Here is a 23232-nt window from a genome sequence, read left to right as displayed (position 1 = left end):
AAATGAATTTTGGTGTAAAATTACACTTCAATAGTTGCGCATTTATGATTTATTAAACGATTTGACCCTTTAATGGGCGAATTTTTGAGTTTTATGAGCGAATCTTCGAGTTTTATGGGCGGATTTTGGGCTTTAATGAGCGAATTTAACCATTTAATGAGCGAATTTAGAAGCAATAGCTTAATAGTAAGAAACTAAATCTCCATGCCTGTCACGCCCCGAACTTGTGGACAGAACTAATCTCATTTGGACCATGAGAACCGTCCCTGTTGTGTGTGATTTAACTTGTTTTCAAGTGAATCCAAATACAAAAAGCGAAGCCTATTTTAAGGCCTCGTTAAAGACGATGGCTAGTGCTAGTCTATATGAATCATGGAATAAACAGATGTTTTAGAAACCTAAAAAAGTGTAAAGAGAAGAGTTAATAACTGAACTACTATCGTGTATGGTCCAATGGTCATCATAGAACCATTCAATCTTAATATTGTTTGTGAAATATCTAAGACCTTTAGCGCTATTAGGTCCAACACTTAGAAAGACCATCATCTGGAGAGCTGGAATTCCTTGCAGCGAAACAAAAAAATTTTATTCGCGGAGCTTGTGGCAATAAATAGAGTAATGGATTATGCGCTTGGATTACTAGAATCCAAGCGCTGTTTGTTCTATTGTTACTGTATATGACCGTCTCCAAAGAACCCTCCTAAAAATGAATTGGAAATAATTGATTTATTCATCTATTTTATGGATAATTATAATTATCAGAATATTATTTTAGTAGAAGGGAGAATTGAAAAAGAGAACACCAGAAAATAACAAACATTTAATAATAAACATTTTTGTATCCGCTTGCAATTTATATACAATTTGAAATTTTCAAAATTTATTATTATAATAGAGTGATATTCTATCATTTATGCTGTTTCATCAGTTTGAATCCGTTTTTAATTATAGAAAAGGGGGGGTCTTGTTGATTCAGATAAAGCAATTATACAAGTCATTTGATTCATTGGAGGTGCTGAAGGGAATCGATTTGTCGGTTCAGCCGAAGGAAGTGGTGGTATTGGTGGGAGCCAGCGGTTCAGGAAAGAGTACATTGCTGCGCTGCATTAACTTCCTTGAAGTTTATGATAAAGGAGAGGTATGGATAAACAACGAACAGATCGATCCGGGGAAAACGGATTTAAATCGCGTACGTGCAGAAGTTGGGATGGTCTTTCAACATTTCAATCTCTTTCCACATAAAACAGTGCTGGAGAATATCATCGAAGCCCCGATGCATGTAAAAAGAGAAAGTAAGGAGGATGCGAAGAAAGCGGCCTATAGTCTTCTGGAGAAGGTGGGATTAGGCGATAAGGCCAATACATATCCGAATTTATTGTCCGGGGGACAGAAGCAGCGGCTTGCCATCGCTCGTGCGCTTGCCATGAAACCCAATGTGATGCTTTTTGATGAGCCAACCTCTGCGCTTGATCCAGAATTGGTAGGGGAAGTTTTGCAGGTCATGAAAGAACTGGCCAATGAAGGGATGACTATGGTAATAGTTACCCACGAGATGGGATTTGCCCGGGAAGTGGCAGATCGTGTTGTCTTTATGGGAGATGGACAGATTCTTGAACAGGGGGCACCTAAGACGTTTTTTGAAAATCCGCAGCATGAAAAAGCAAAGCAATTTCTTAACAGTATTCTATAGCCAATGATAAGGGGGAAGAAATAATGAAAAAGTCAATTATCAGTCTTGTAGCAGCCTGTATGGCTGGAGTTTTGATCATGTCAGGGTGTGGAGCGAAAGAACAAGTTTCTCAGTCGACTTCTGCAGAGAAAAAAGAGTTTCACTATGCCATGAGTGGGCTGTTCAAACCGTTTAATTATAAAGAAAGCAACGAACTGAAGGGATTTGATGTTGAGATCGGCAAGGCACTTGCTAAAAAAATGGGAATGAAGGCCGTTCCGGTAACGAATCCTTGGGAAACGATCATCCAAGGCCTACAAGCCAAAAAATACGATGCCATCCTGGGCAGCATGACGATTACGGATGAGCGAAAAAAGGTGGTTGACTTTTCAAATCCTTACTACAGATCAGGCTCACAGGTTTTCGTATCGGAAAATAATACGGATATCAAATCGCCGGATGATTTGAAAGGGAAGCGTATCGGGGTGGCCAAGGGAACGCCTTATAAGGATCTGGCGTTAAAATACACATCAAAAGAAAACATTGTTGAATATGATACAGATTTAGTGGCTCTTATGGATCTTCCTTCCAAGAGAATTGACGCTGCGATAACCGATCGAATGGTGGGACTGCCGATTATCAAGGCAGGCACCGTTAAAATCAAGGATGTTGGAAAGCCTATGACACATGATGATCAAGCGATTGCCGTCAGGAAAGAGGATAAGGAATTAATGGACAAGCTGAACAAGGCTATGGATGAAATCATAAAAGACGGCACCTATGACAAGATTTCTGATAAATATTTTGGCCGCAACATTTTAGGAACAAACAACTAGGGTGAAAAAGGGTGCCCTCGAGGGGCACCTGATAACAGATCATATGTGGGGTGAATCCATTTGCTAGAAATTCTTCTTTCCAATTATAAGCTTTTTTTTGAAGCAACGTTGCTTACGCTTAAGGTTACCATTATCTCTCTTCTGATTGGCTGTCTTATTGGCTTAATCTTTGCCTTTTTTCGTCTCTCTAATAACAAATTTTTGAACTTTATTGCACATGTCTATATCACCGTGATCCGTGGAACTCCGCTTATTGTTCAGATTGCGGTTCTTTATTTTGGCATCACATCGATTGTGACTCTGTCGCAGTTCTGGGCCGGAGCGATTGGCTTGGCTATTCATTGCGGGGCTTATATTGCCGAGATCTTTCGCGGGGCCATTCAATCTGTTGACCGCGGGCAAATGGAAGCTGCAAGATCACTTGGAATGTCCTATCCGTTGGCAATGAGAAGAATCATTCTGCCCCAAGCGTTTAAATCAGCCATCCCTTCACTCAGTAACCAGTTCATCATTTGTTTAAAGGATTCTTCTCTTGTTGCCTACGTGGGCATGGCGGATTTGTGGGGGGCGGGCCTTAGCGTCGCGGCATCCAGCTTTCAACAATTGAATTCGTATGTGATTGTAGGATTGTATTATTTTGTTCTTGTGTTAATCTTCTCTTTCCTCTCCGGCAAACTAGAAGCAAGAATGAATGTAACAGAGCCAGGAAGGAAGCAGAAGTCAAATTCAATATTTAATCCTTTTAAAAAGCCGGCAGAAGAGATAAACAGAGTGTAATTAGAAATAAGGTTGAAAACGAGGGCTGTCAGGTCCTGAAAAAAAGCGGATTAGACACATGTAAATGTGGGTTCTAATTCGCTTTTTTTGGGTGGGCTGAACCCTCCTCAATTAAAAAGAAGGATAAAATGAAATTTTTTGGTGAAATTACCAGGTGCAAATAATTCGTAGAATACAAATAGAAGTATAGATTCCTTACTGAATCTCATATTATGCGGTGAGATTGAAGAAACGGGCTAGTGCCTCAACCCGCACACCTTGTTACAACAGTACTGTAATATTTTTACAATCTCTGCGATTTGCAAGAAACAATTTATTGGCTAATCCACCAACTGCTGTGCTTCGATATAGAGCGATTGAATGAATTTTTTCATGTTGATTCGGCTTTGATTGGTGCTTCTTTCACTTTTATCTTCAAGCTCCAACATTTTCTTTCGGACTTCCGAGAAATCGAAAAACGTGGATGAATACGCTTCAAATTTTGGATTCGTGTAATCTGTTAATCCTAATGAGGCAATATGGATGAGCACCTGGTGAATAGCTCTGCGAACCCGTTGTTCGGAGGCTTTCATTTCTTTTTGTATTTCCGCCTCGGCAGCCTGTTCTCCAAGCTTTTTTTTGGCATTTTCATAAAATATTTCTTTTAGAGGCGGAAAGATGTAGAGGGATCCGAACTTTTGTTTTTGATCCTGCAGGAATTCTAAAATTTTCATCAAGTCTTCACTGCCGCTTTCTCCGATTATCCCTAAATCCGAAATCAATGAACCGCCTGCTTCGATTATATTTTTTGTATGAGAAGAGCTGGATGGAGGCGACTGATGAACTGTAAATAATGTTAACGATTCTTGTATGCCTCGAATTGATTTTTCCAGAATCACCTTTTCGTTTACCTTTTTTAACACTCCTGCGATTTCAAGGCGGTTTATCGGTTTTGTGATATAGTATTCTGCTCCTAAACTATATGCTTCCCCTATGAGCTCCTTTGCCTCCACTTGCGAAATCATCACGAATTTCCCCTGGAATTCAGAAGAAAGAACACGAATTGTTTCAATGCCATCCCTTTTTGGCATCAGTAAATCAATGAGCACCACTTCTACTTTTTTGAGCGCAAGCAATCCATTGTCCACCAATGATCCGTCTTCAGCTTCACCCACCACTTTTCCTAAATCCTCATCCTCAATCATGTCTGTCAGCATCGCTCTAATAGCTGGATCATCGTCTATAATGAAGTAATTCATATGACCTATCCTTTCTGTATCATCGCCTCAATTGGAATCTCGATAACAAATACGGTTTCTTTATGACTTTCTATTAGCTTAATATGTCCGCCAAGCTTGTCGACGGTTTGTTTCACATACGAAAGTCCAATGCCTGTGGAAGGATTGCCGCAAGCATCATACTTCGTTGTAAACCCATCTTTAAAAATGACTTCTTTCAGCTTCGGCGCAATGCCTGGTCCATTATCACAGACATGAAATTCTACCATCCGGTCTCTTCGAATGACATACAACGATACATGTCCCTCTTGTTCAATGGCTTCCACCGCATTTGAGATCAAGTTATTTATCAATGATAACACCATGTATACATGATATGGCGGATGTTCTTCTTCCACTTGCAGGGAAAACGAAACGTGTTTATTCAATAACTCCGCATACCTTCTATTGGAAACAAACATAATGTTACTAAGCTGCTCAATGCTCATGTAGTCCTCTAGCTTTTCAGAGGACATCAACTTGGATAGTCCAGCATAAATTCGCTGATTATCTTTTTTCATTTCATGCACGAGACCTGCGATTTGCAGTGCGGTTTGGGCATCATGGCCATGATAATCTCCCGATTTCAACCTACGATAAAAATCGTAACATATGCGGGTGATTTCTTCTGCATTTTGCATCGTTTTCTTAAGCTGAACAGATTCCTCATACAAATTCGAAATGAACAGCAGCATTTGCTCGTTTTGTCTGCGCTGCTCTTCCTCTGCCAATTTTGCTTCTCTCAGTTTAAAAATGTTAAAAAAACCAAGTACAAAAAAACTTCGAATAAACGCGATAAAGATAATTTGTTCGATTGAATAAAATGAAATGGTTTGATCCGCTAACGAGGATCGAATCGCCATTTCCGACAAGCTTGCCCAAAATTCAATGACCACGCCTAGTAATCCAATCATAAACGGCTTGTTATGCTGATCATTCAGCTTTGTAAAATGAAACATGAAGGCGTAAACGACGTAATAAAAGAATACTGGAAAATGATGGTATATCGCCTCTTCAACCGGTATATCCCTGATTATGACCGCAAGCAAAAACCGAAACACAAACACACTTGTCCCAGTCAAAATTCCTACAATATTCGGGTGAATGCCCCTGCCTAATAACAAAAACAAGAAAAATGCCGGTGTCCCCAGGCTGACGCGGAATGCATCATTGAACGGATAGAATTTAAACTCTCCAGCGAGCGGTACGGTAATCATCATCAATACGACTGCTAAAATTCGTTCCTTCAATTCGGACACCTCTATAAATTACATTGTACAAACATTACACATTGTACTCAAAACTTTGGAAAATTGAAACAGTTATGAGAAAATTTTTTATTTTTTAATAATTATTTGTAGGTTTTCGTATGATTCGGTAGGTTTTTGTATGTAATCGCTTACACTCATATTAGAAATAAACATGAAGGGGTGTATGGGATGAAAAAACTAAAACTTAGCCTAGCTTGGCAGATTGTAATTGGTCTCATTTTAGGAATCGCGGTTGGAGCTGCCTTTTATGGAAATCCAAATATTGAAGGATTCCTCAAGCCGATTGGAGATATTTTTATTCGCTTAATCAAAATGATTGTGATTCCAATTGTTGTCTCAAGCTTAATTGTCGGTGTTGCCGGGGTTGGGGATATGAAAAAGCTTGGTAAACTCGGTGGTAAAACGATTTTATATTTTGAAGTCATTACGACTATTGCCATTCTAATTGGATTGTTAGCGGCAAATATCTTTCAACCCGGCAGCGGTGTTGACATGTCATCCTTACAGAAGACAGATATCGGCAGTTATGTAGCAACAACCGAAACGACGAAAAGCCACGGTTTTGCTGAAACTTTCGTCAACATCGTTCCTCCGAACATCATTGCAGCAATGACAGAAGGAAACATGTTGGCCATTATTTTCTTCTCTGTTTTATTTGGACTAGGAGTGGCAGCCATAGGTGAAAAAGGAAAACCGGTCTTAAAGTTTTTCGATGGTACAGCTGAAGCAATGTTCTTTGTGACAAACCAAATCATGAAGTTTGCTCCATTTGGTGTATTTGCATTAATTGGTATAACGGTATCAAAATTCGGTGTTCAATCACTGATCCCATTAAGTAAGTTAATGATTCTTGTTTATGCAACGATGATTTTCTTTGTGTTAGTTGTTTTAGGACTTGTCGCAAGATGGGCAGGCATTAACATTATTCATTTTATTAAGTTATTAAAAGATGAACTGATCCTTGCTTATTCAACGGCTAGTTCTGAGACTGTTTTACCTCGTATTATGACTAAAATGGAGAAATTGGGATGCCCAAAAGGAATCACTTCGTTCGTTATCCCAACAGGCTATTCTTTCAACTTAGATGGGTCTACTTTATATCAAGCATTAGCGGCCATGTTTATTGCGCAAATGTATGGCATTGATTTATCGATTGGCGACCAAATCTCTTTATTACTTGTATTGATAGTAACATCTAAAGGAATGGCGGGGGTTCCGGGAGTGTCGTTTGTTGTATTGTTGGCAACGCTCGGTACAGTTGGAATTCCGGTAGAAGGATTAGCGTTTATCGCTGGTATTGACCGTCTTTTAGATATGGCGAGAACAGCGGTTAACGTCGTAGGTAACTCGCTTGCGGCAGTTGTTATTTCTAAATGGGAAGGTCAATTCAATGAACAGAAAGCAAATGATTATATCAAATCACTTGACTCCAGTAAGCAAACAAATGTAGCTTAATCTTTCTTAACATCATAAGAGAGCAAGATATAGAAGAAAAAAGCGTAGGAATTATTACAGCTGTAAATCCGCATATTGGATACGAAGTGGCTGCACGCATCGCACGGGAAGCTATTTTAAAAGGAAAATCCGTACGCGAGCTATGCCTGCAATATGATGTATTAACAGAAGAAGAGCTTGATCTCATATTAAATCCTTATGAGATGACAAACCCTGGGATTGCTGGTGCCGCCCTTTTTGAAAGAGAGTAACAGCTTATTCAAGATGTAAGAACAGAAAAGCAATAAAAAAAGTAGATTCAGTATGATAAGTAAAAAACATGGTGCTTTTGAAATTACCTATCAGTCTGTGGAAAAAGAAGAAAAATTATCTTTTAATTGGGGGATATTTTTATGTGGGTCATCACTCTCTATTCAAATTCAACTATTAGCATGTTTGAATTTGACACAGAAGAAGAAGCAAGAAAAGCTTTCGAAAACATTAAAGGCTGTAAGATTCTTTCCGAGATTGTGTACTTTACAGATTATGATTTTTTAGTTGCTATTTAAGATCTTTATCATGATAACTAAGAATAAAATGGGCTGAAGCCCAAAGTTATGTATTCTTTTGTAATATAGGCTAGCAGTATGGAAACAAAATTAAAAACAGGGAGAGATATTGTATGTCAACTTTACGTGAAGAAGCATTAAAGATGCACAAAGAAAATCGAGGAAAGCTTGGTGTTCACTCAAAAGTCGCAGTACGCAATGCAAACGATTTAAGTCTTGCTTATTCACCAGGCGTTGCAGAACCCTGCCTAGAAATTTATGAGAATGAAAGCAAAGTATATGACTATACTATGAAGGGTAATCTTGTTGCCGTCGTTTCAGACGGAACAGCTGTACTCGGACTTGGAAATATTGGCCCAAAAGCTGCCATGCCTGTTATGGAGGGAAAAGCATTGTTATTCAAAACATTTGCCGATGTCGATGCATTCCCTCTTTGCCTGAATACGACTGATCCTGATAAAATCGTAGAAGTGGTTAAATTGTTAGAGCCTACATTTGGAGGCGTCAACTTGGAGGACATTGCAGCACCGCAATGCTTTGAGATTGAAGAACAATTACGAAAAGCTTGCAACATCCCTATTTTCCATGACGACCAGCATGGAACAGCGATTGTAACAGCAGCCGGGTTGATTAACGCCCTTAAGCTTGTAGATAAGAAGTTGGAAGAAATTTGTGTTGTTGTCAATGGAGCAGGTGCTGCCGGTGTAGCGATTGTGAAGCTTTTACTGCAAATGGGTGTAAAAGATGTGATGTTATGTGACACAAAAGGAATTATCTATAAAGGTCGCCCTGTCGGCATGAATCCTTTTAAAGAAGAAATGGCACTTATCACAAATAGAGAGAAGAAACAAGGAACATTAAAAGATGCGATGGTTGGATCCGATGTCTTTGTAGGTGTATCGGCTGCCGGTGCTAACAATGAAGAAATGATTCAGTCCATGAATCATGATCCAATCATTTTTGCTCTCGCAAATCCAATCCCTGAAATTATGCCCCAAGAAGCAAAAGATACGGGTGCTAAAGTAGTCGGTACAGGTCGGTCCGACTTTCCGAACCAGGTCAACAATGTTCTTGCCTTCCCTGGTATTTTCCGCGGTGCGCTGGACGTATACGCAACAGAAATCAATGAAAAAATGAAGTTAGCAGCAGTTTACGCCATTGCCGAACTCATTCCAGATCAGGAGCTTCATGCAGACTATGTAATTCCAGATCCATTTGATCGCAGAGTTGCTGCTCACGTTGCGGCAGCTGTAGCGCAGGCGGCAATAGACAGTGGAGTGGCCCAAACAACTGTCAACCCAGAAGACATAAAAAAACGCTTACTATCCCTTGTGGAAGAAAAAGAGCTTGTATTAGCCTAAAACTCCCCTTAATGGGGTGAAAAGAACGGAAGCGAATAGTTCACTCCCGTTTCTTCTTTTATTCTATCCACCAATAGAGTGAACCTTACATCACTGGGGGTTCGACTTACAGAATGCTGCACGGTTAGTTTTTCAATGTACAGAATGATGTTCCTGTATTAAAGAAATAAATTTAGGTGCACTGTCACCGCCCGATAAGAAATTGTGGCCTAGTGCCGTATTAGTCGAAATGAAAAAATAGATTTCTTCTTTTTTAGAAATAAGGTTGAAAACGAGGGCTGTCAGCTCCTGAAATAAAGCGGATTAGACACATGTAAATATGTGTTCTAATTCGCTTTTTTTGGGTGGGCTAAATCCCTCTCTTGTAGAAAGGAAGATTAACTGGAGATTTTTAGGGAATTATAGGACCTGAAATGGTGCTGTCACATCAGAATAATCTGTTTGAAATAATTCCAACCTCTTTTTGTTCTATAATATTTATGATTGCAAAGTATAGAATTTTGGATGTCCTTTAGTAAGGAATATTCAATAGAAAGGGGAATGTTTAAATGGATTTTTGCACAAATTGTGGTGAAAAATATATGAATCTAGTAGATTTCTGTACAAACTGTGGTTCGAGGGATGCACAAGATAATAAGAACATGCCCTCAACCTTAAAAACGCGCATGGAAATAAAGAAAAATCGTTCGAAAACGAGATTAACAGTAGGACTCGGATCGATTATAGGTTTGCTGCTCGTCATAAGCTTTACCTTAATGGTTAAAGATTTTTATAAGCCTGGACCTAAATCGAATGTAGCAGCCACCAAAACGATTGATCAATCAAAAGATAAAGCTGTAGAAAATAAAGATCAATCTAGTTATGATCATCATTCAACTGAAGAAAAAAGTCATGAAAGTTCAAATCTTTCCTCTTCAGATCATATTTTGCCTGCTAGTGATAAGAGGGTGTTGAGTGAAGAAGACATTGCTAATCTTACAAAAGGGCAGCTGCGTTTAGCCAGAAATGAAATCTATGCACGTCATGGGTATGGCTTTAAATCACAGGATCTGCAAACATATTTTTCAAGTAAGTCATGGTATCATCGAGACCCTTCCTTTGATGGCTCTTTAAATGAAGTAGAAAAAGAAAATGTAGACTTCATAAAGGTGAGAGAGGACAGTCTTTAGTGAGTTTCTTTTTTTAGGAAGACCCAAGTGATTAATCTTCACTTGGGTCGTGATTTAAGTCGTATTAGTGATTTTCTTCAAAGTCTAACCTTTACCTCAGTACCGTCTTTAGCTTTGACATCTACCAGCACGATCCCTTTATGATTTTTCAGTTCCTTTAAGATTGGCTTTAGCGTTTCTTTGTCTATCAGTGGAATGGTAAAGTCCAGTTTTTTTCTTTCGAAGTGCTCTTTTGTCCATTTGTTTGCATGGTGATGAAGCAATTTTGAAGACAAAATTGATATACCCATGTTTAAAATGGCATATGGAATGGGAATGGTGAGCCGAAAGTCTTTTGCTTTCACTTTTAAATGCAGCATAAGCAACTCACTATTCAATGATGACAGAAACGGTATCTCCGTTTGCCGATTTAACATCAACAATTTGGCCATCCAATTCGTTTTCCATTGCTTCAATAATCAGGTTTATGTCTAGATCCTTTACATATTTTTCTGCTTGAGGAATACTCGCTGCGATGCTGTGTCCAGCCTTTAATACTACCTGGATAAGTTTTATGGGCAAATTGACCGTGACGTTATCATTTTCAGCGGATACCACACGAACTTTTAATGTTTTATCTAAATATTTAGTCGGTTTGTCTACTAGCTTACTTCCTGCTTCTTCTTTCTCTTTTAATACTTGGATAAGTTCTGATCCCTTATCTGCATCAATTTTTCCTTCTTGGACCATTGTTAATACTTTTGCAATTTCCTCTCTCATGGTAAATTCCTCCCTATTCGTCTTTTAAGAGCTTAATGGCTTCTTCAGGAGTGATTTCGCCATTTTCCAACATGGCGACAACCTTTTTCTCGTCTACTTCATTTTTCTTCTTCTGCTCATATCCAAGGGATGAAATGATGTCTGTTAGCTTGCCTCGAACCGTTGGATACGAAATCCCCATTTCCTTTTCAACTTCTTTGATATTCCCTCTACATGTTAAAAATACTTCCACAAAATGAAGCTGATCCTTTGATAATGACGCCAGCTTGGATAATTCAAATTCATTTTCAATCGTCGTGTGACAATGAGAGCAATGCAACTTCGTAATCTTCAATGTTTTGCTGCAGACGGGACAATTTGTAATTACTTGATAGGCCATAATGAATTCCTTTCTTTTATTTGATTATATATCAATAAATTTAAATAGTAAATAAGAAAACTTAATTTTATTAACGAAAACATTAAAATAATTAATTAGTGAATCAATATTATTAATTCGGCGTTTTTTGGGGTATGTGTTAAATAAAATCAAATGGACGAGACTGCGATGTTAATAACAGACTTTTTCAAAAGAAGGCCAAAGTCACACGGATAACTATACTTCAATTTCCTGTCTAATATGGATAGACTATCAATAGGTGATGAAAGATAGGAGAGAATGCCATGCAACTTGAAAAATTTATTGATCGAAGAAAAACACATTCGGTTAAATGGTACATAGAAGATCAAGATATTATTCCATTATGTATTGCCGATATGGATTTTCAAGTTTCAGAAGAAATAGTAAATGCCATAAGTCAAAAAGCAACGCACGGAATATACGGCTATAGTACGTTTTGCGAGCGTTATTATGATGCTGTTCAGTATTGGTGGAAAACACAATACGATTGGGAGTTAAAACGAGAGTGGATTTCTTTTAGCCCGGGAATCATTCCTGGAATTAATTTATTGTTAAATGCATTAACACAACCAGGTGATGCGGTTATCGTTCAAGATCCTGTATATTATCCTTTCTTTTCTACGATTGAAACACAAGGTTGTACCATTTTAAACAATTCACTTGTTTATTCGAATGGTTCATATGAAATGAATTTTGAAGACTTTGAGGAAAAAGCATCACATCCCAACACGAAAGTATTTATTTTGTGTAGCCCTCACAATCCAGTAGGTAGAGTGTGGACTCGGGAAGAATTACAAAAAATTGGAGAAATTTGTGATGAACATGGTGTCTTTGTTATTTCGGATGAAATGCATGGGGATTTAACTTACTCAGGTTATAAACATACACCATTTGCAACGGTTCATCCAAACCATTTAAAGTTTTCTATCACATGTGCTGCACCGAGTAAAACATTTAACATTGCGGGAATGCAAAGCTCTATATTTATTATTCCGAATAAAGATGTTAAAGAAAAGTATGAAGCGCTTTTAACAGGATACGGATTAATGCGGCCAAATGCCTTTGCAGTGGAAGGGACGATTGCTGCCTACTATAGAGGATTACCTTGGCTTCAAGAAGTAAAGAGTTATTTAGAAGGGAATCTTCAATATGTTTGTTCGTTTCTAAAAGAATATATTCCTTCAATTAGAGTAGTGAAACCAGAAGCAACCCATTTGATTTGGCTAGATTGTCGTGAACTAGGAATTCCACACAAAGAATTGCATACGTTCTTCTTAGAAAATGTAAGAGTCCGCCTCGATGAAGGAATGAAGTTCGGTAAAGGTGGATATGGTTTTGAACGTATAAATATTGCATGTTCGCGTGAGGTTCTAACTGAAGCTTTACTTAGAATGAAAAATGCAATAAAAGGAAAAGAAGAGATTTCCTAACGTGTTTTGAACTGACACATAGTTCGGGGACACTAATAAAACACTAGGCTACCGATGAAACGTATGTAAAAGGTCAATGGATGTCTGAATCGTGAAGTGGATTCCGAAGGAAATGCAGACTTATTATTATAAATAAACAAAAAAATACATTGGAGTAACGAAAAAAGCCCAATTCCTCAATTTTAGTGCAAAGGAATTGGGCTTTTTACTATCGGAATTCCCTAAACGTTGTAAATCCGCATTTTCCTGATGCTACCCTGAAGGTCCCCCCTACTTTGAGAAACATGGCTACGTTTCGATATAAATTCGTACCATAGATCAATTATCTGAGATAAAGGGGAAAGAATATTTATGAATTAATGATCTATGAATAGTTAGGATTTATAATGATTGAATTTTGTCTATTTTTGTAATGTTTTGATATTTTTTGTAGAAACTATTTTTATTTTTCTTAATATGATCCATAATACTTTTTGTAGAATTCCAATCTTTTATGGAAAGGGAAAAATTGAAATATTAAAAAAATATAATCTAAAGTGGTCCCAATGAAGGAATGACTGATCTTGCAAGAATAAAAAAGTAACAAGAAGAATTTTTTTTACACAAGTCGGGACATTTTATGTCTACACGGGACAAATTAGGTCCCTATCTATTATGTTGCAATTTATTCAAAATATATTAAAAACTTCAAGGAGGATTTATTATGCCAACAAACGTATTATCCTTAACAGCTTATCCTTTTTATATAAATGGGGAATGGAGAGAAGGTAAGTCTGGTGAAACAATTAAAATCACGTCACCTTATCTTTATGAAGAGATTGGAGAAGTACAGGCGATTACAACTGAAGAGGTAGATGAGGCAATTTATTATGCTCATATAGCCCAAAAAAATTGGGCAGAAACTTCCCTTCAAGAACGAGCAAAGTTTTTGTATAAATGGGCAGAAGAATTAGTGAATATGCAAGATGAAATTGCTGAAATCATTATGAAAGAAGTAGGGAAAAGTTTGAAAGATGCAAAGAATGAAGTCATACGTACTGCGGATTTCATTCGTTACACGGTTGAAGAAGCAATGCATATGCATGGTGAAAGTATGAAGGGTGATAGCTTCCCGGGCGGTTCTAAGTCTAAGATTGCGATTGTTGATCGTGTTCCACTGGGAGTAGTCCTAGCCATCCCTCCATTTAACTATCCGGTCAATTTAGCTGCTGCTAAACTGGCACCTGCACTTATTTCCGGGAATGCTGTCATCTTTAAACCTGCTACACAAGGCGCGATCAGCGGGATTAAAATGATTGAGGCTCTTCACAAAGCAAACTTTCCAAAAGGTCTTGTCAATATCGTGACAGGTCGTGGTTCGGTTATTGGTGATTACTTAGTGGAGCATAAAGGAATTAATATGATTTCCTTTACAGGTGGAACAAATACCGGAACTCGCTTAGCGAAAAAAGCGGGCATGATTCCACTTGTCCTTGAGCTTGGCGGGAAAGATCCTGGTATTGTGCATGAAGATGCTGATTTAAATGAAGCGGCGAAACATATTATCAGCGGTGCATTTTCTTATTCCGGTCAGCGTTGCACAGCGATTAAACGCGTATTAGTTCATGACAGTGTTGCGGACGAACTTGCTTCGATTTTAAAAGAAGAAATTGAAAAACTGGTGGTAGGCTCCCCGGAAGACGGCAGCACGGTTGTCCCGTTAATTGATAACCAGTCTGCTGACTTTGTTCAAGGATTAATTGAGGATGCCATTGAAAAAGGTGCAACTCTTGTAACAGGAAATAAGCGTGAACGCAATTTAATTTACCCTACTCTTCTTGATCATGTGACAGAAGACATGGCCGTAGCTTGGGAGGAACCGTTCGGACCTGTGCTGCCAATAATCCGTGTATCCTCTGATGAAGAAGCGATCAATATTGCGAATGAATCTGAATTTGGTTTACAGGCAAGTGTCTTTACCAAAGATATTAATAAAGCATTTGCGATTGCAAATAAAATTGAAACAGGCTCAGTTCAAATAAACGGACGTACCGAACGCGGCCCGGATCATTTCCCATTTATCGGTGTAAAAGGATCCGGAATGGGTGCGCAAGGTATCCGTAAGAGCCTTGAATCGATGACGCGTGAAAAAGTAACTGTATTAAATCTTGCTGAGTAATATAAATTTGTAAAATTGTAACTTTAATTCCTAATAGAGGGGTCCTTATTGGCCCTTCTTTGTTAATTTCCTTTGGAAGCTTTAAAAGCAATTTGCGTTGCATTGGCCCCAGCAAATCCAGGGGTCCCACCAAATAAAAGGAGTTGGAAGATTTATGAAGAATACTAATAGCCTTACTATAGAGGAATTAGAAAGACGAATTGCTCATTTTGAGGATCGTCTTAAGGATTTTATTATTACCGAGGAACAAATTGAGTTTATCAAAGAATGGTTAAGGGAACTAAAAAACGCTAAAGAGTCAGTAATTGATTATATAGATGAAAATGGTAAGACATCTCAATATTTTGTATAACAAATTTAATCCGTTCCTAAAAAACATTTTAAAGCGGAAACATGCATTATCAATCTTTCTGGCTCGATTTTTTGTAAATCAAAAAGAGGTGAGTAGATTGAAAACAAAACAAGAAATACTTGAAGAGTTGAAAACAGAATTGCTAAGGATTGGTTCAACCAACCAAAGGGATTATGATTTGTTGAAGAAGAAAGGACAAGTTTTTAGTACAACCATTTGTCGCAGGTTAAAGTTAAGCTGGCCTGAAGTCGTTAATCAAACTGGATTAAAGTTTTTTTCTACATAGAAAGAATTCGTAAAAAATAAACTTTGTTTAACGAGATTACTAAAAATCGATGATACGCACACGAAATTGCCATTTTTGTACCTTTTTCATATTTTCCGATATTCAACAATCGGGCGCTTTAATGGAGTAACGAAAAAAAGCCCAATTTCTTAATTATTAATGCTAAGAAATTGGGCTTTTTAATATTGGAATTTCCTTAACGTTGTAAACGCGGTTTCGAATTACATTGATACTCTTGATACTGTCGATAGTTTCATTCGAGCTTCTTTAAACGACCGATATGCTGATCTGGCCGTTGTGGCAAATTTAAAGAAACTTTTGGGTTTAATGAAAAAACTGTAAGCAAGGAATCCTGTTTAGATAATCATTTAAGAGGAAATCCTGTCATTACCATGATAAACTTTGTGAAGACTGCAGTTTTAGAAAAGGAGGTAAATTCCGTATGTCAGCAAAAACAGAAAATAGCAATGAAGCATTTTCCATTAAAACCATCATAGGGCCACTACTAGCTGTCATTGTTGGAATGATAATGGTAATTCTTGATAGTACGGCGATGAATGTTGCTCTTCCTGGAATAGTGGAAGATTTTAAATCTGATTTATCGACCATGCAATGGTCCATTACAGGTTATACGCTTGCATTATCAGCTGTCATTCCTTTAGCTGGTTGGATGACGGACCGATTTGGGGCAAAAAAGATATTTTTAATTACAATCGCCTTGTTTACGCTTGGTTCCGTTCTATGTTCTGTAGCACAAAACCCTGAACAGCTCATCCTCTATCGGGTTATTCAAGGGCTGGGCGGAGGAATGGTTGCCCCAATAGGAATGGCCATGATTTTCCGACTTGCTCCTCCGGATAAAATGGGGGCCGTAATGGGAACACTTGGGGTTCCTATGCTATTAGCACCTGCACTAGGGCCTGTTTTAGCAGGATATCTTGTAGAATACGTTACTTGGCACTGGATTTTCCTTATTAATTTGCCAATCGGTATTATTGCACTATTGGTCGGAATGAAATTTTTGCCGAATGTTGAACGTAAGACAGTTCCATCGCTTGATTTTTTAGGAATTATATTAGCACCGATTGCATTCGCAATGCTCGCCTATGGAGTGAGTGAAGGGGGCAAAAGCTGGACTTCAACGGAAACTCTTACCGGATTAATTGTAGGTGGAGCTGCTCTCATTATTTTCATTTTTGTCGAACTTCGTCAAAAGCAGCCTTTATTAGAGCTGAGAGTTTTTGGATCATCTGACTTTAGAAAAGGGATTGTGATTGCATGGATTTCCCAAATCGCCTTATTTGGGGTTATGATTATTGTCCCGTTATTTTTACAAACAGTTAGAGGTTACGGTGCTTTAGATACTGGTTTAATTCTACTTCCACAAGCTCTAGCATCAGGTGTTATGATGCCAATCGGAGGGCGTTTATTTGATAAAATAGGTGCTCGTCCTTTAGCCATAACAGGCTTGTCTATTATTACTGGAGCGCTATTTATGCTTTCACGAATTTCTATGGATACAACTACCGGATTTATCATTACATGTTTAGTGATGATGGGAGCAGGAATGGGTCTATCCATGATGGCAATTAATACCCATGTTCTTCAAGCCGCTCCAAGACATCTTGTTAATCGTGTCACACCATTAACAACAGCGGCTCAACAAGTAATGGTTTCATTTGCGGTAGCAGGTATGACTGGGTTCCTGACGTCAAGAATCACTGCTCATATGACTGAAACAGCTAACCCAATTGAAGCATCCGTTGATGCCTATGGTGACACATTCCTTCTAGCTGCAGGGATTGCATTAGCTGGGGCACTTTTAGGAACAATCCTTAGTAGACCAAAACAACAGCCGGAACATGCACCAGATGATGAAACAAAAGACGCGAATGCCGTAATGATGGCAGGGCATTAAAAAGAAAGATGGATGACCTTTTCTCAATAGGGGAAAAGGTCATTTTTCATTTATCAAATAGTGGCGTAAAACCTCTTTCTTCAGAAATGGTTTTTTTTCTTTTTACTATCAATTTCTAATCCATAGTAGTATAATAAAAATATAGAACAAATGTTCCGTAAAGGGGTGAATAAAGAAATGGAACCTCATAAAAAGAACATGAAAGAACAGAAGAAAAGAGAATCGAAAGGAGATATTGTCATTCGGAAATTTCCGCTCCGTTTAACCAGCGAGGACAGAAGATTAGTCGATACTCTACGTAAGGAAGCAGCAAATCTGTGGAATGACTGCTTAGATCTCCATTGGTGGCTATATGATGCTTATAAGGTTTGGACAAGTGCGTCTGAAAAAAAGCAATGGTACAATGCCACCACACATAAATTACACTCGCAAACGATTCAATCGATCATCGAGTTACATGAAGAAACATGCAAAAGAACAAGGGAGTTACGGGCAAAAGGTGAGAAACAGTGGAGGTACCCTTGGAAATACAAAAAGTTCTTTTCCGTTAAATATAAAAAAACTGCGATTAAATTGTCCGGTAAAAAGCTCAGGTTTAGCAATGGAAAACAACAATCCCCCTTAGTGATCCCTCAACCGAAGCACATTGATTTCCATACGATAAAAAGTGCCGAAATCGTTTGGCACAAAAATCACTACTGGATGCATATAGCAGTGGAAGTATCAAAACAAAAGCAGGTTCAAGGTAAAAAGGAAGCCGGCTGCGATTTAGGGCTCATCCATGCGGCCGTTTTAAGTAACGGAAAAATCCACCTCATGGTAACAGGAAGAGAACTTCGCTCGTTACAGCGCTACAGAAACAAAAGGTTGAAAAAGTTTCAGAAGCTGATTAGCCAGAAGAGGCCAGGTTCGAATAAAAGGCAAAAACTCATTTTGCGTAAACGCCGTTTTTTAGAAAAACTGGAACGGAGAATGGAGTATCTATTGCATTCTATTTCGAAAATGGTCACAGATTGGTGTGTGGAAAACCAAATTAAAACACTCTATATAGGAACACCGGATGGCGTTCAGAAGAATACGAAAAAGAAAAAGAAAACCCGTAAAGAAATTCGTCAACAATTGTCCAATTGGAGTTTTGGGCAATTAATCGAAACAATAAAATACAAACTAAAACTTCGAGGAGTCAAAGTCCAACTTGTGGAAGAGTCCTATACTTCCGGCACGTGCCCGTCATGTGGAGAATTCCGCAAACAAAGGAATCGAAACTTCAACTGTCATTGTGGCGCGGAAGGACATCGGGATGTAGTAGGTGCCATGAATATTTTGGACAAGTCTGTCAATAAACAGCTAACGAAAAATCGGGAACTACCTAAAATAGAAGATACAAAGTATCGCCGAGTCCTTTTAGCTCCCATTGTCTCGCACAATGAGGCTAAAAGGGCAGTGGCGTAGTGCCTATGATTGGGCTGCGGTATGTGGTTTTTACTACATGTCGTAATGAACTGGAGAAGTAGTAAGACCTGGAAGCCCCGGCCGAAAGGCGGCTTTGATGAAGGTTTAAAAAAGAATCCCCTGGATTTATCCATGGGGCGAAGTCAAGGGGTATAGACCTGATGGAGGTCTAGGTTATGTCGCAATCGCTGGGCTACTTGTGATTGTGTGCTCTTGGGCAATTAGCTGGATTTTCGCCTTCTTCGGTGTGATTGCACGTACGGCTTCAAGCGTACAAGGAATCTCGATGCTAGTGCTGTTCCCACTTACTTTTCTTTCTAATGCTTTTGTTCCAGTTGAGACAATGCCTAATTGGCTTCAGTGGTTCGTGAAGCTCAACCCAGTTTCGCATCTTGTGACAGCTGTCAGAGAGCTTGCCAATTCTGGAACCATTGGTACGGATTTCGGCATCTCCCTCATTGGGGCTGCCATCATTGTAGCGATTTTTGCACCTATCACAGTACGTGCATATATGCGCCGAGCATAGACATGAGGCGATAATCAATAAAGGTAATATAAAAACACTGCAACCCCTTGATAAATAAAGGGAGTTGCAGTGTTTTTTACGTAAATAGAGATCAACAGGATGGTCTGGTTTTTGGAATGTTAGTTTAGTATTGTTACCTTTAATTGTTTTACTCCAAAATTGATCGCATCTTGTTGAGAAGGAATAAAGATATCAATTCGATTTCCTTTAATGGCTCCGCCGGTATCTCCGGCGATTGCATTTCCATAGCCTTCTACATAAACTTTACTGCCAAGCGGAATAACAGATGGGTCAACTGCGATGACCTTTGCATTTGGGTTTGCTTTAAGGTTAATACCAGTAGCGGTAGTACCGGAACATCCCTCACATGAAGCCGTATAGGCTGTAGCCTTCACAGTAATTTCCCTTGAACTTGTATTACTAGTTGCCGCGGCTTCTACCGCTTGTTCACTTTCCTTTGGTGCTTCCGCCGTAGGTTTTGCTGATGCTGTAGGTGCAACAGGCTTCGTTTGTTTTTCTGTTACAACCGTATTAGTCGTATTTAAACCCTCATAGATTAATAGATTTAATCCAGGATGGATAAGATCGGTAGTTAAATTGTTCCATTCTTTAAGTTGCGAAACAGTTACCTGATAATCAAGGGATATATCCCATAGTGTGTCACCTTGTTTAACAGCATAATGTTTTTCCGGTGCAATGGTTAGTACATCACCAGGGTGAATAAGGTCCGTTGTAAGATGATTCAACTTTTGTATATTTTCTAAAGATGTATTATTTGCGCGTGATAGATCCCAAAGGGTATCCCCTTTTTGTACTGTTACTGTTGCAGCTTGTACATTAGCACTTACAGTTACTGAGAGTACAGCAACTGCTATAATTGAAATAATTTTTTTAAGCATTCTTTTACCCTCCATGTTCTTTGGTTGCTAAGTTTTTATCATCGTAACATAGAATTTTCTGACACAAAGAACAGGGAGATGTTAAATCGTTTACATCCGTGGCGTTTATATTACAATAGTATTTCCAATCCCATTTTAATAACTTTCGATATTTTTGCCCCAATACAATCTGCATAACGATAACATTTCTTAATTTTTTCATATTTTTTTCACTGAAAGTACACACCAAGTGGATAAATTAGATAGGGAAGTGGTAATGCCATTTCTACAATAAAGGAGGAATGTGAATGAAAGTTAAATCATCTTTACTGGTACCGGCAATCACACTTGCTTTACTTGGTTCTGCTGCATCTGCAATCAAATCGGACAAGGAAAATACGGATAAAGCAAAACAAGAACAGATCGTATATAAAAAATCCGATAAAAGGGATGAGTTATTGAACAAAGCATTACAATACGCTTCCCCGGCTGTAAAACAAGAATATGAAAACAATGTAAAGACAATGCGCTCATTGAGAGAAAAGCTTGGAAAGAAAGTGGAGTTTGGAAAAAGAGTAAAATTTAACAAAAAGATAGAAGCTTCGCCGGAAGCAAAAGTGATTATCGAGAAAGTAAAAGATGGTAATCTATCGAAACAGGAAGCGAAACAACAGCTTATGAAACTTCATGGCGGAGGAAAAGGTGTTCGTATAAAAATTTCCGGCGCAGACAATGAGCAAGTGAAGGCGATTATGGATAAAGTAAAAGCAGGAACCATCACAAAAGAGCAAGCCATGAAAGAAATGGAAAAACTTCCTGGAGCAAAAGTGATTCAAATTAACAAAGAAGACCTAGCAAAAGTAAAAGAAAAACAGACGGACTGGGAGCAGCAACTGCAAGAAGCAATCAACAAAAAGGATCAAAAAACGATTGATTCGATCATTACCCAGCTCAATGATAAAATGGAGCAAGGTATACAAAAAAGACAACAATTGCTGAATGAAGCAAAATAAGAAATATAAGGATTCCTTGAACTCACTAAAAAAGCAATATTTTATGAACACAAAAGGAGTTTTTAGTGCAAAGTTTTGTTTTTAGGTTTTATATTGTTAGCCAAAGGGGAAAATAGTAAAGATAACTTGGAAAGGGAGGAATGAAAAATGGATATTCCATTCACATCAAAGGAAGTCATTACTCAGATCCAGAAGTTACAGAACCAAGGTAATTCTCTACGTAAAAAAGAGGTAAAACAACTTTATCCTGATTTAATGCGGAGTGCTTTGTATTACTACCCAAGTTGGCAACATGCCATAGAAGAAAGTAAAGTAGGCTAGAATATTAATTTACATCAAGATTAGAATAATATGAACTCTGTTAACAAAAAAGGCTTCGCTCCCCGTGAAGCCTTTTTGTTATGCTTAAAGTTCATTATTAATACCTATTTTTAAATTAGAGGTACCACCATAAAACCAACGCAAATACAATAAATGAAAAATAATAGTTTATTTTTCTAATAATAAGGAAATAATTGGTCATGTTTATATATTCTTTAATTGACGCAATTGATTTGAGTTGGGATTAATAGGAGTGGTACCAATGAGGAAAATAAATAAATTAGCAGACTTATGTTGGGAGGGATTAACTTTAAAACACGTTTCTCACAAAGAGATTGTTATTCCTTATGTACTATTTTTTATTATTACATTAATTTTTGAGCTGTTTTTATCTTTTTTGTTTATCGTATCTTTTTTTCTATTCAGTAAATATGGATATAAACCTAATATTCAATACTATATGAGCGCTGTAATTTTGATTTTAATGTTAATCATTACAGTTCAATTGCTAATTACAACAATGAAGGTAGATAAAACCTATACGAAATGATGATACTTTAGATTGTTCGAAAAATGATTTATAACTAACGTATGGATTTATTCAAACAAATGGTGTCGTTTCGCAAAAAAATGGCTGACCAAATACAATTTTCTCCTTTTGATAACCACCTATATTTATTCTGTAACTAGGTTTACTAGAGGACACTCAGTAAAGGTCACATATATGAATTGGGAGAAATCCTAATTCAGATGTCCACTTGGGTTCCTTTTTCAAAAAGGAATGGTTGGAGACGGCAATCGACAGTCTTTTCAGGTATTTTAAGTGATAAATCCAGTCATGACGGGTACTGTGGAGAGTTTTAACCAATCGTTTGTGTAAAAGGAGAAAAACAAGGTATTTGCCAAAGAATGCAGTATTTAGACGAAAAAGATCATTATTGCTAATCTGGAGGAATAATCTATTAAAATCTAGTCGTTCCCCGACAATTATTTTACCTAAATCAAGAGGGAAAGCTTTAAACAACGGGATTTATTCCATTTTTACACAATCGTTTGATTAACATGCTATGTTGTAAGAACCCGTCGATGATTGTAGAAAGCCATTTTTATTGGCTAGCTTTGTAGAATTTGAGAAGAAAGCAGAGCATTTCCTCGACAAGAAATTCTCTAGAATCGAGGCTAAAGTTCCTTTTTCAAAAGGGTTTGTGGCACTTTCAATCAAACGTTTAATTAGGAAGAATGTAATCGTCATTTGTCGAAGATGGAAGGTTCTGATTGGTGGAAAATGGTAGAATGAAAGATTCAGGTGCCAGTCACCGGGATTCCTATTTTTTAGGACAAATGAGGAAATATGGTAGAAAAAGAAGTATTATTAAGATATGAAACAAAGAGAGAGG

Annotated in this window: 23 protein-coding genes and 2 pseudogenes; 19 read left to right on the top strand and 6 right to left on the bottom strand. The window is 37.9% G+C overall.

The window, feature by feature from the left end; genetic code table 11:
- Positions 1-967 precede the first annotated feature (967 nt).
- Genes CCK98_RS30600 through CCK98_RS30590 form a run of 3 tightly spaced genes read left to right on the top strand, consistent with a single transcriptional unit; the run spans position 968 to position 3282 of the window.
- Positions 968-1690, top strand: a complete 723-nt coding sequence (locus CCK98_RS30600; RefSeq protein WP_088090022.1) for an amino acid ABC transporter ATP-binding protein — start codon at positions 968-970, stop codon at positions 1688-1690.
- Between the two features lie 23 nt (positions 1691-1713).
- The gene (locus tag CCK98_RS30595; RefSeq protein WP_088090021.1) at positions 1714-2505 is read left to right on the top strand and encodes an ABC transporter substrate-binding protein; all 792 of its coding nucleotides are present in this window, start codon (positions 1714-1716) and stop codon (positions 2503-2505) included.
- A gap of 60 nt (positions 2506-2565) precedes the next feature.
- Positions 2566-3282 (top strand): amino acid ABC transporter permease, encoded by a 717-nt coding sequence (locus tag CCK98_RS30590; RefSeq protein ID WP_088090020.1) that lies wholly within the window; start codon positions 2566-2568, stop codon positions 3280-3282.
- Between the two features lie 320 nt (positions 3283-3602).
- Here the strand turns inward: CCK98_RS30590 and CCK98_RS30585 are convergent, their stop codons facing one another.
- Positions 3603-4520: a response regulator gene (locus CCK98_RS30585; RefSeq protein ID WP_088090019.1), complete on the bottom strand. Its 918-nt coding sequence runs from the start codon at positions 4518-4520 to the stop codon at positions 3603-3605.
- 5 nt (positions 4521-4525) lie between these two features.
- The gene (locus CCK98_RS36880) at positions 4526-5797 is read right to left on the bottom strand and encodes a sensor histidine kinase (RefSeq protein ID WP_306298979.1); all 1272 of its coding nucleotides are present in this window, start codon (positions 5795-5797) and stop codon (positions 4526-4528) included.
- A 180-nt stretch (positions 5798-5977) separates the two neighbouring features.
- Between CCK98_RS36880 and CCK98_RS30575 the strand changes: the two genes are divergently transcribed.
- The 5 genes and pseudogenes from CCK98_RS30575 to CCK98_RS30560 all read left to right on the top strand — a co-directional run bounded on the left by CCK98_RS30575 (position 5978) and on the right by CCK98_RS30560 (position 10342).
- Positions 5978-7264: a cation:dicarboxylate symporter family transporter gene (locus CCK98_RS30575; protein WP_088090017.1), complete on the top strand. Its 1287-nt coding sequence runs from the start codon at positions 5978-5980 to the stop codon at positions 7262-7264.
- A gap of 32 nt (positions 7265-7296) precedes the next feature.
- A pseudogene (aspA, locus tag CCK98_RS30570) lies at positions 7297-7515 on the top strand (aspartate ammonia-lyase); the annotation flags it as partial.
- A gap of 141 nt (positions 7516-7656) precedes the next feature.
- Positions 7657-7812, top strand: coding sequence for a hypothetical protein (locus tag CCK98_RS35765; protein ID WP_179195978.1), 156 nt, complete (start codon positions 7657-7659; stop codon positions 7810-7812).
- A 113-nt stretch (positions 7813-7925) separates the two neighbouring features.
- Positions 7926-9173, top strand: a complete 1248-nt coding sequence (locus tag CCK98_RS30565) for an NADP-dependent malic enzyme (protein ID WP_088090015.1) — start codon at positions 7926-7928, stop codon at positions 9171-9173.
- Positions 9174-9721: 548 nt separating this feature from the next.
- On the top strand, positions 9722-10342 hold the full coding sequence (locus tag CCK98_RS30560; protein ID WP_088090014.1) for a YARHG domain-containing protein: 621 nt from the start codon (positions 9722-9724) through the stop codon (positions 10340-10342).
- 77 nt (positions 10343-10419) lie between these two features.
- Here CCK98_RS30560 and CCK98_RS30555 read toward each other — a convergent pair whose 3' ends face one another.
- Genes CCK98_RS30555 through CCK98_RS30545 form a run of 3 tightly spaced genes read right to left on the bottom strand, consistent with a single transcriptional unit; the run spans position 10420 to position 11480 of the window.
- Positions 10420-10701: a hypothetical protein gene (locus CCK98_RS30555; protein WP_088090606.1), complete on the bottom strand. Its 282-nt coding sequence runs from the start codon at positions 10699-10701 to the stop codon at positions 10420-10422.
- A 10-nt stretch (positions 10702-10711) separates the two neighbouring features.
- A complete protein-coding gene (locus CCK98_RS30550; RefSeq protein WP_088090013.1) occupies positions 10712-11101 on the bottom strand; it encodes a hypothetical protein in 390 nt (129 codons plus the stop codon).
- 13 nt (positions 11102-11114) lie between these two features.
- Complete coding sequence (locus CCK98_RS30545; RefSeq protein ID WP_088090012.1) at positions 11115-11480, bottom strand: DUF2089 domain-containing protein; 366 nt, start codon at positions 11478-11480, stop codon at positions 11115-11117.
- A 284-nt stretch (positions 11481-11764) separates the two neighbouring features.
- Here CCK98_RS30545 and CCK98_RS30540 point away from each other — a divergent pair, with 284 nt between their 5' ends.
- From CCK98_RS30540 to CCK98_RS30510, 7 genes and pseudogenes are all read left to right on the top strand, one after another.
- Entirely contained in the window at positions 11765-12931 is a 1167-nt protein-coding gene (locus CCK98_RS30540; RefSeq protein WP_088090011.1) for a MalY/PatB family protein, read from the top strand.
- Between the two features lie 703 nt (positions 12932-13634).
- The gene (locus CCK98_RS30535; protein ID WP_088090010.1) at positions 13635-15089 is read left to right on the top strand and encodes an NADP-dependent glyceraldehyde-3-phosphate dehydrogenase; all 1455 of its coding nucleotides are present in this window, start codon (positions 13635-13637) and stop codon (positions 15087-15089) included.
- Positions 15090-15243: 154 nt separating this feature from the next.
- Positions 15244-15441 (top strand): hypothetical protein, encoded by a 198-nt coding sequence (locus CCK98_RS30530; protein WP_088090009.1) that lies wholly within the window; start codon positions 15244-15246, stop codon positions 15439-15441.
- 97 nt (positions 15442-15538) lie between these two features.
- Entirely contained in the window at positions 15539-15727 is a 189-nt protein-coding gene (locus tag CCK98_RS30525) for a hypothetical protein (protein ID WP_088090008.1), read from the top strand.
- Positions 15728-16169: 442 nt separating this feature from the next.
- Positions 16170-17645, top strand: a complete 1476-nt coding sequence (locus CCK98_RS30520; RefSeq protein ID WP_088090007.1) for a DHA2 family efflux MFS transporter permease subunit — start codon at positions 16170-16172, stop codon at positions 17643-17645.
- Between the two features lie 177 nt (positions 17646-17822).
- The gene (locus CCK98_RS30515) at positions 17823-19097 is read left to right on the top strand and encodes an RNA-guided endonuclease TnpB family protein (RefSeq protein WP_179195977.1); all 1275 of its coding nucleotides are present in this window, start codon (positions 17823-17825) and stop codon (positions 19095-19097) included.
- A 142-nt stretch (positions 19098-19239) separates the two neighbouring features.
- Positions 19240-19623 (top strand): annotated as a pseudogene (locus CCK98_RS30510) (ABC transporter permease); the annotation flags it as partial.
- A 119-nt stretch (positions 19624-19742) separates the two neighbouring features.
- Here CCK98_RS30510 and CCK98_RS30505 read toward each other — a convergent pair.
- Positions 19743-20522, bottom strand: a complete 780-nt coding sequence (locus tag CCK98_RS30505) for a LysM peptidoglycan-binding and 3D domain-containing protein (RefSeq protein WP_088090005.1) — start codon at positions 20520-20522, stop codon at positions 19743-19745.
- A gap of 287 nt (positions 20523-20809) precedes the next feature.
- On the opposite strand from CCK98_RS30505, the gene CCK98_RS30500 reads away from it, so the two are divergent.
- The 4 genes from CCK98_RS30500 to CCK98_RS30490 all read left to right on the top strand — a co-directional run bounded on the left by CCK98_RS30500 (position 20810) and on the right by CCK98_RS30490 (position 23127).
- Positions 20810-21514 (top strand): hypothetical protein, encoded by a 705-nt coding sequence (locus tag CCK98_RS30500; protein ID WP_088090004.1) that lies wholly within the window; start codon positions 20810-20812, stop codon positions 21512-21514.
- A gap of 147 nt (positions 21515-21661) precedes the next feature.
- Positions 21662-21835, top strand: coding sequence for a hypothetical protein (locus CCK98_RS35760; RefSeq protein ID WP_179195976.1), 174 nt, complete (start codon positions 21662-21664; stop codon positions 21833-21835).
- Positions 21836-22097: 262 nt separating this feature from the next.
- Positions 22098-22385 carry a hypothetical protein gene (locus tag CCK98_RS30495; RefSeq protein ID WP_088090003.1) on the top strand — a complete coding sequence of 96 codons (288 nt, stop codon included), beginning with the start codon at positions 22098-22100 and terminating at the stop codon, positions 22383-22385.
- 559 nt (positions 22386-22944) lie between these two features.
- The gene (locus CCK98_RS30490; protein ID WP_088090002.1) at positions 22945-23127 is read left to right on the top strand and encodes a hypothetical protein; all 183 of its coding nucleotides are present in this window, start codon (positions 22945-22947) and stop codon (positions 23125-23127) included.
- The last annotated feature ends 105 nt before the right edge of the window (positions 23128-23232 follow it).

It is taken from the genome of Bacillus sp. OV166 (genome assembly GCF_900177675.1).
Taxonomy (GTDB): domain Bacteria; phylum Bacillota; class Bacilli; order Bacillales; family Cytobacillaceae; genus Neobacillus.
The sequence above is the reverse complement of the archived record's forward strand: the minus strand, read 5'-3'. Positions and strand labels throughout refer to the sequence as shown.

Excerpts from the sequence above, each read along its gene's own strand:
- CCK98_RS30560 (WP_088090014.1), top strand. The coding sequence starts at position 9,722 with ATGGATTTTTGCACAAATTGTGGTGAAAAATATATGAATCTAGTAGAT.
- CCK98_RS30530 (WP_088090009.1), top strand. The coding sequence starts at position 15,244 with ATGAAGAATACTAATAGCCTTACTATAGAGGAATTAGAAAGACGAATT.
- CCK98_RS30500 (WP_088090004.1), top strand. The coding sequence starts at position 20,810 with ATGAAAGTTAAATCATCTTTACTGGTACCGGCAATCACACTTGCTTTA.
- CCK98_RS30550 (WP_088090013.1), bottom strand. The coding sequence starts at position 11,101 with ATGAGAGAGGAAATTGCAAAAGTATTAACAATGGTCCAAGAAGGAAAA.
- CCK98_RS30565 (WP_088090015.1), top strand. The coding sequence starts at position 7,926 with ATGTCAACTTTACGTGAAGAAGCATTAAAGATGCACAAAGAAAATCGA.
- CCK98_RS30555 (WP_088090606.1), bottom strand. The coding sequence starts at position 10,701 with ATGCTGCATTTAAAAGTGAAAGCAAAAGACTTTCGGCTCACCATTCCC.
- CCK98_RS30545 (WP_088090012.1), bottom strand. The coding sequence starts at position 11,480 with ATGGCCTATCAAGTAATTACAAATTGTCCCGTCTGCAGCAAAACATTG.
- CCK98_RS30505 (WP_088090005.1), bottom strand. The coding sequence starts at position 20,522 with ATGCTTAAAAAAATTATTTCAATTATAGCAGTTGCTGTACTCTCAGTA.
- CCK98_RS30575 (WP_088090017.1), top strand. The coding sequence starts at position 5,978 with ATGAAAAAACTAAAACTTAGCCTAGCTTGGCAGATTGTAATTGGTCTC.
- CCK98_RS35760 (WP_179195976.1), top strand. The coding sequence starts at position 21,662 with ATGGATATTCCATTCACATCAAAGGAAGTCATTACTCAGATCCAGAAG.
- CCK98_RS30535 (WP_088090010.1), top strand. The coding sequence starts at position 13,635 with ATGCCAACAAACGTATTATCCTTAACAGCTTATCCTTTTTATATAAAT.
- CCK98_RS30495 (WP_088090003.1), top strand. The coding sequence starts at position 22,098 with ATGAGGAAAATAAATAAATTAGCAGACTTATGTTGGGAGGGATTAACT.
- CCK98_RS30585 (WP_088090019.1), bottom strand. The coding sequence starts at position 4,520 with ATGAATTACTTCATTATAGACGATGATCCAGCTATTAGAGCGATGCTG.
- CCK98_RS30515 (WP_179195977.1), top strand. The coding sequence starts at position 17,823 with ATGGAACCTCATAAAAAGAACATGAAAGAACAGAAGAAAAGAGAATCG.
- CCK98_RS30595 (WP_088090021.1), top strand. The coding sequence starts at position 1,714 with ATGAAAAAGTCAATTATCAGTCTTGTAGCAGCCTGTATGGCTGGAGTT.
- CCK98_RS30540 (WP_088090011.1), top strand. The coding sequence starts at position 11,765 with ATGCAACTTGAAAAATTTATTGATCGAAGAAAAACACATTCGGTTAAA.
- CCK98_RS35765 (WP_179195978.1), top strand. The coding sequence starts at position 7,657 with ATGTGGGTCATCACTCTCTATTCAAATTCAACTATTAGCATGTTTGAA.
- CCK98_RS30520 (WP_088090007.1), top strand. The coding sequence starts at position 16,170 with ATGTCAGCAAAAACAGAAAATAGCAATGAAGCATTTTCCATTAAAACC.